The 5,674-nt window shown below is 62.6% G+C and carries 7 protein-coding genes; 3 read left to right on the top strand and 4 right to left on the bottom strand.

Annotation, left to right across the window (positions count from 1 at the left end; translation table 11 throughout):
* The first annotated feature begins 76 nt into the window (after positions 1–76).
* Positions 77–565 carry an AmiS/UreI family transporter gene (locus JWQ61_RS09930; protein ID WP_041743550.1) on the top strand — a complete coding sequence of 163 codons (489 nt, stop codon included), beginning with the start codon at positions 77–79 and terminating at the stop codon, positions 563–565.
* Positions 566–569: 4 nt separating this feature from the next.
* Here the strand turns inward: JWQ61_RS09930 and JWQ61_RS09935 are convergent, their stop codons facing one another.
* The 3 genes from JWQ61_RS09935 to JWQ61_RS09945 all read right to left on the bottom strand — a co-directional run bounded on the left by JWQ61_RS09935 (position 570) and on the right by JWQ61_RS09945 (position 2,327).
* Positions 570–1,022: a hypothetical protein gene (locus JWQ61_RS09935; RefSeq protein ID WP_369684889.1), complete on the bottom strand. Its 453-nt coding sequence runs from the start codon at positions 1,020–1,022 to the stop codon at positions 570–572.
* 62 nt (positions 1,023–1,084) lie between these two features.
* Positions 1,085–1,609 carry a hypothetical protein gene (locus tag JWQ61_RS09940; RefSeq protein WP_304360389.1) on the bottom strand — a complete coding sequence of 175 codons (525 nt, stop codon included), beginning with the start codon at positions 1,607–1,609 and terminating at the stop codon, positions 1,085–1,087.
* 169 nt (positions 1,610–1,778) lie between these two features.
* Positions 1,779–2,327: a hypothetical protein gene (locus tag JWQ61_RS09945; protein WP_304360390.1), complete on the bottom strand. Its 549-nt coding sequence runs from the start codon at positions 2,325–2,327 to the stop codon at positions 1,779–1,781.
* Between the two features lie 206 nt (positions 2,328–2,533).
* Here JWQ61_RS09945 and JWQ61_RS09950 point away from each other — a divergent pair, with 206 nt between their 5' ends.
* A complete protein-coding gene (locus JWQ61_RS09950; protein ID WP_304360391.1) occupies positions 2,534–3,487 on the top strand; it encodes an ABC transporter ATP-binding protein in 954 nt (317 codons plus the stop codon).
* Positions 3,484–4,800, top strand: a complete 1,317-nt coding sequence (locus JWQ61_RS09955; protein WP_304360392.1) for a hypothetical protein — start codon at positions 3,484–3,486, stop codon at positions 4,798–4,800. The genes JWQ61_RS09950 and JWQ61_RS09955 overlap by 4 nt, the downstream gene beginning before the upstream one ends.
* On the opposite strand, the gene tal is transcribed toward JWQ61_RS09955, so the two are convergent.
* Positions 4,797–5,674 (bottom strand): transaldolase (gene tal, locus JWQ61_RS09960; RefSeq protein ID WP_304360393.1); only part of this gene is annotated, 878 nt, incomplete at its 5' end. The genes JWQ61_RS09955 and tal overlap by 4 nt on opposite strands.

Here is a 5,674-nt window from a genome sequence, read left to right on the forward strand (position 1 = left end):
CCGAACCGCGTATCTTCCCTGCAAGCTCGGATAGTCCGACAAGAATTATCGATAGTCTTGCAGAAGGAAAACCATCATGTTGGGCATTGCTTTACTGTTCATCGGCGCGGTGCTGGTGGTCAATGGCGTCGGTTTGACCGGCCGCATCGAGGCGCGCGAGAACGCCGTCTTCAATTTCCTGGTCGGTTCCCTGGCGCTGTCCATCAGCTTCATAGGATTGGTGCGCAGCGTCGACAACGCCGGCTACCTCGGTGTGGCGGCCGGCCTGCTGTTTGCCTTCACTTACCTGTACCTGGCTGTAGTGCAATGGAAAGGCATGAACGGCAAGGGACTGGGATGGTATTGCCTGTTCGTCGCCATCAATACCTTGCCGATGGCGTGGCTGGCAGTGGACCAGGACATGCGCTCAACCATGATGTGGCTGACGTGGGGGCTGCTCTGGTTCCTGTTCTTCCTGGCTTTGGCCCTGCAGAAAACCATCCGCTCGCTAGGCCCCATCACGGCGGTCATCGGCATTGTTTCCTGCTGGATCCCGGGCTTCCTGATGCTGGCCGGCCGCTGGTAAAGAATTACTGCAGGCCGCCCCAGCGCTCCACTGCAGGCTCCGCCACCGCCCATTTCCAGACATCGTCGCTGCGGCAGGCGCTGGCGGTATACCAGGCGCGTTTCTGCTGCGCGCCTTCGCCGCTGTCGACCGACAGCAGCACTTCCTTGCACAAAGCCAACGGAGTGTCGATCAGGCGCGTGACGCGCACTTCTCCGTGTTCGTTGCCGTAGGCGATCTGGTGGACGATGGCCCAGTTGCGCGCCTGGCCTACATCCAGCTGGCCGACGATAGCGGCGATTTCATCCTGCTCGGCTTTCTGCCAGTTGCGGAACACGTATTTGGTGGTGGCGTCTGTCGCGGCTTGCACCCCTATGCCGATGGCGTAGCCGACTGCCGGATTGGAGGTAACCGCGCCGCTGGCGACGCCGGCCGCGGCGCCGGCGAAACCGCCGATGCTGTTACAGCCGCTTAACATCACCGCTGCGGTCAGCAAACAGACCCCGCCGATGGCGTTGCGTGATAAACCACCTCGCCGCATCACTGCAAAGCTCCCCAGCGCTCGGTGGCGGGTTCGGCCGAGGCCCATTTCCAGGCCGGGCCAGCCTGACAGATGGTCGCCACATAAAATTCGCTGGTCGGATTGCTGGTTTTGTCCACCAGGCCATCGACGGAAAACACGATTTCCTTACAGCTCATGCCCTGGCTGGCGATGACGCGGCTGACGGTGACCCGGCCACGCTCATTGTCTTCAATCGGCAGCGAATGCTTGATCTGCCAGTTGCCGACTGCGCCCACGGCCAGGCTGCCAGCGGCCTTGGCGATGGCGTCCTGCTCTTCGCCATGCACCTTGCGCTGCTCGTACTGCACGCCGGCCCGCGCTGCAGCCTGCACGCCAAGGCCGATGCCGGTGGCGACCGCGGCGTTATTGGTCACCTTGCCCGCCAGCGCGGTGCCGGCGACCCCGGCCGCGGCGGAACTACCCTCGGTCACGACCGAACTGCAAGCACTCAATCCCAACACACTGCCCATCACCAGCAAACCGCTTATCTGCTTTAACCGCATTACCGAATCCAATATATAAGGCACCGACCAGGACCGCACCGGTAGACATCAGCCAGAACTTCTAACGGCATTTTAGAGGACAAAACTCCGGTTCAGTTCTGATGGAAAGCTGGTAATGTGCAAACTTTTGTTAAATCACGACTAAAGAGAAAACTCCTACGGCAGAACGCTACATGGTGCTACCGCCATTCATGCCACCCATGCCCTTGCTGCCGCGTCCGCCCTTGCCGGACGGCTTGTCCTTGCCGGCCGCCGGACTGCGCTCACAGGAAGCCTGGTCCACGCGCTGCAGGCGGTCCGCCAGGAACAGCCGCACTGCCTGCCGCTGCTGGTCGTCGAGCGCGTCGTTCATGGTCAGCCACAGTTCGCGCAGCTGGCGCCCGTCCTGGGCCGCCAATCCGGATTCGGCGTCGATCGCTGCCGCCAGCTGGCGCAGATCGACAGCCGGGTCCTTAAGGCCGTTGCTCATGCTGGCCTGCAAATCGCGCTGCCGTTTTTCCCGCTCGCCGATGATGGCATGGGTCTTGGTCGCCAGTTGGCGCCACAAGGTCTGCTGGTTCGGATTCAGGTGCAGGTCATCCTTCACCCCGTCGGCCACCGACAGCACGTCCTCAGTGTGAAAATCCATCACCGGCGCCGCCAGCACCGATGTCGCCAGGCTCAGGCTGAATACAGCCAGGCTCAGCTTGAAAGCGGATAGCAACTGGTTAACATGCATGGCAATCTCCTGTAAATAAATCGACTATCCAAATCGGCTATTAAACCGGACTTGCCACCCTTGCGAGGCAGGTGAATCATTTGGTAACAGCTGGCTGATTACTGATACACGCTGTTGCGGGGCGCAATTTACTGCGCATTACTCTATCCGTTGCTTTATTATTAGCAACTTATCGCCTGCGCCCCTTCACTGGAAGACCGACTCTCATGATAAAAATCTCTGGCCTTACCTTCGATTACCCCGGCCATCGCGCCTTGCACCAGGTCAGCCTGCAGGTCGAAGCCGGCAGCGTGACCGCGCTGGTCGGCTCCAACGGCGCCGGCAAGACCACGCTGATGCGCTGCATAGCCGGCCTGGAAACACCTCTCACGGGCTCGATCAGCGTGGCCGGCATGGATGTGCTGGAACGGCCGCGCGAAGTACACCGGATCATGGGCTACCTGTCCGACTTCTACGGCCTATACCAGTCGCTGACGGTAGCGCGATGTTTTGAATATGCCGCCGCCGCCCAGGGCTTGCCGGCGCCGGCGATTCCGCAAGCGATACTGACCACGGCGCAGCAGCTGGGGCTAACCGAGCGCCTGCAGCAGACTTGCGACAAACTGTCGCGCGGCTTGCGGCAGCGGGTCGCGATCGGCCAGGCCATCATCCACGGGCCGAAGATCCTGCTGCTGGACGAACCGGCTTCCGGCCTCGATCCGGAAGCGCGCGCCAGCCTGGCCGGCCTGTTCCGCCTGTTGCAGGCGCAGGGCATGACCTTGCTGGTGTCGTCGCACATCCTGGCGGAACTGGACGAGTACTCGACCCACATGCTGGCCCTGCGCGACGGCAAGGTGCTGGAATATCGCGCGCTGGACCACGGCAGCACCGCACTCGCGCCGCGCAAGTCGCTGCGGATCGTACTGGCGCAAGCCAATCCCGGCCTGCACGCGCAACTGGCGGCGGAACCCGCGCTGCAGGTCAGCGCCAGCGATGAACGCAGCGCCGACTTCATGTTCAGCGGCGACGAGCACGCCCAGGCGGCATTGCTGGCGCGCCTGATCGCCGGCGGCCTGGCGGTGGCCAGCTTCGCCGACCAGAAGGAAAACCTGCAGCAATCCTACCTGCGCTCAGTGGCCAGCTATGAACAAAACGGACAAAACAGCGGGAGCGCATCATGATCAATCCTGAATTCAAACGCAACCTGTGGCTGCAGTTTTCCCTGCACCGCCTGATCGCCATGCCTGCCATCCTGGCGCTGGTTTTTTTCACGCTCAGCCTCGCCAACGACAATTGGCCCGGCGGCGTGCCGCTGGACAGCGTGGCCCTGATCCTGTTCGCCGGCATCGTCTGCCTGTGGGGCACCCGCAACGCCAGCAATACCGTGATCGAAGAAGTCCGCGACAAGACCTGGGACCAGCAGCGCATGAGCGCGCTCGATCCGTGGACCATGACCTGGGGCAAGCTGTTCGGCGCCACCGCCTTCAACTGGTATGGCGGCATCCTGTGCCTGGTGGTTTTCGCGATTGCCGCTTTGGTGCGCGAACACAGCATGACCTTGAGCAGCGGCCTGACCCTGGTAGCGCTGGGCATCCTGATGCATGCGGCGACGATCGCCCTCAACCTGCACCTGATGCGCAGCGACATGCGCGCCGTGCAACGCGGCGGCATCGCCTGGGCGGTAGTGCTGATCGCTGTCATATTCGCGCCGCCGTTCCGCGCCGCGCCCGATGCTTCCGTCCTCTGGTGGGGCCAGCCGTTTGCCTACAGCTCTTTCCTGCTGGCCAGCACGGTGTTCTTCGCCGCCGTCGCCGTATTCGCCGCCTGGCGCAGCATGAACAGCGCCTTGCAGATCACCACCATTCCCTGGGCCTGGCCGCTGGCCTGCTGCCTGCTGGCTGCCTATGTCGCCGGCTTTAGCGGCGGCGTCGGACTGCTGTGGATAGGGTTGCTGTTCTCGATAGCCATGACTTATGTGGCGCTGTTCACGGAAGAAAACGATATCGCGCTCTGGCAGCGGGTAGTCGCCAGGGCAAAGAGCGGCAACTGGCACGGCCTGTTCCATAACCTGCCGATCTGGCCGACCACGCTGGTCCTGAGCTTCTGCCTGGCGCTGCTGCTGCAGTTCAGCGGCGGCCTGGAACTACCGTTCAAATTGCGGGTGACCGCCGCCAGCCTGTCTTTCCTGGCGCTGACGCTAGCCCTGATGCTGTTGCGCGACTGCTGCGTCTACCTGTTCTTCGCCTTTTCCGGCAAGAACAAGCGGGTCGGCGCCACCACCATCCTCTACCTGGCGATCATCAACGGCTTGCTGCCGTTCCTGAGCAAGGTCATGGGCCTGGATTCGCTCGCCATATTTTTCATGCCGCTGCACATCGGCAACGGCTGGCTCATGCTTGGCATCGCAGCGCTGCATGCCTTGCTGGCCTTGGCGCTGCTAGGCTGGCGCTGGCGCCAGCAAGCCTTGAAGGATGAATTGCCGGCCGTCGCTTAACCGCGGGCCGATGCCAGCAAGCCTTCGATGATGTGGTCGAGCTTGAATGCATCGGCGGCAAAACCGCGTATCCCTTCCGCCAGTTTTTCGGTCGCCATGGCGTCGTCGTTGAGCGCATAGCGGAAGCCGGCTTCGTCGTAGCTGACTTGCTGCAGGTCAGCGGCGGCAGCATCCTTGCCCAGTGCGCGCGCCAGGGGAGCGTCGCTGGCCTGCAGCTGCGCCAGCAAATCGGGGCTGATGGTGAGCAGGTCGCAACCCGCCAGCGCGGCGATCTGGCCGACGTTGCGGAAACTTGCTCCCATCACTTCGGTATCGATCCCGAAGCGCTTGTAATAACTGTAGATCTGCGCCACGGATTTCACGCCAGGGTCATTGGCAAGCGTATTCGCCGATTCGTCCCAGGCGCTGCCGGCGGATTTCTTGTACCAGTCGTAGATGCGGCCGACAAACGGCGAGATCAGGCGCACCTTGGCGGCGCCGCAGGCGACCGCCTGGCAGAACGCAAACAGCAACGTCAAGTTGCAGCGTATGCCTTCCTTTTCCAGGATGGCCGCGGCCTGGATGCCTTCCCAGGTCGATGCGATCTTGATCAGCACCCGCTCGCGGCCGATGCCGGCGGCTTCGTACAAGGCCATGATGCGGCGTGCCCGGGCCACCGTGGCGGCGGTATCGAAACTGAGCCTGGCGTCGACTTCGGTAGAAACCCGGCCCGGCACCACTTGCAGTATCTCCAGGCCAAAACGCACTAGCACCTGGTCGACGATCTGGTCCAGCGGACTATCGGCATGGGCGGCGACCGTCTCGGCCAGCAGCGGCGCGTAGTCCGCCTGCTGCACCGCTTTCAGGATCAGCGAAGGATTGGTGGTGGCGTCGC

The sequence above is a fragment of the Collimonas fungivorans genome (assembly GCF_028292705.1).
GTDB lineage: Bacteria > Pseudomonadota > Gammaproteobacteria > Burkholderiales > Burkholderiaceae_D > Collimonas > Collimonas fungivorans_B.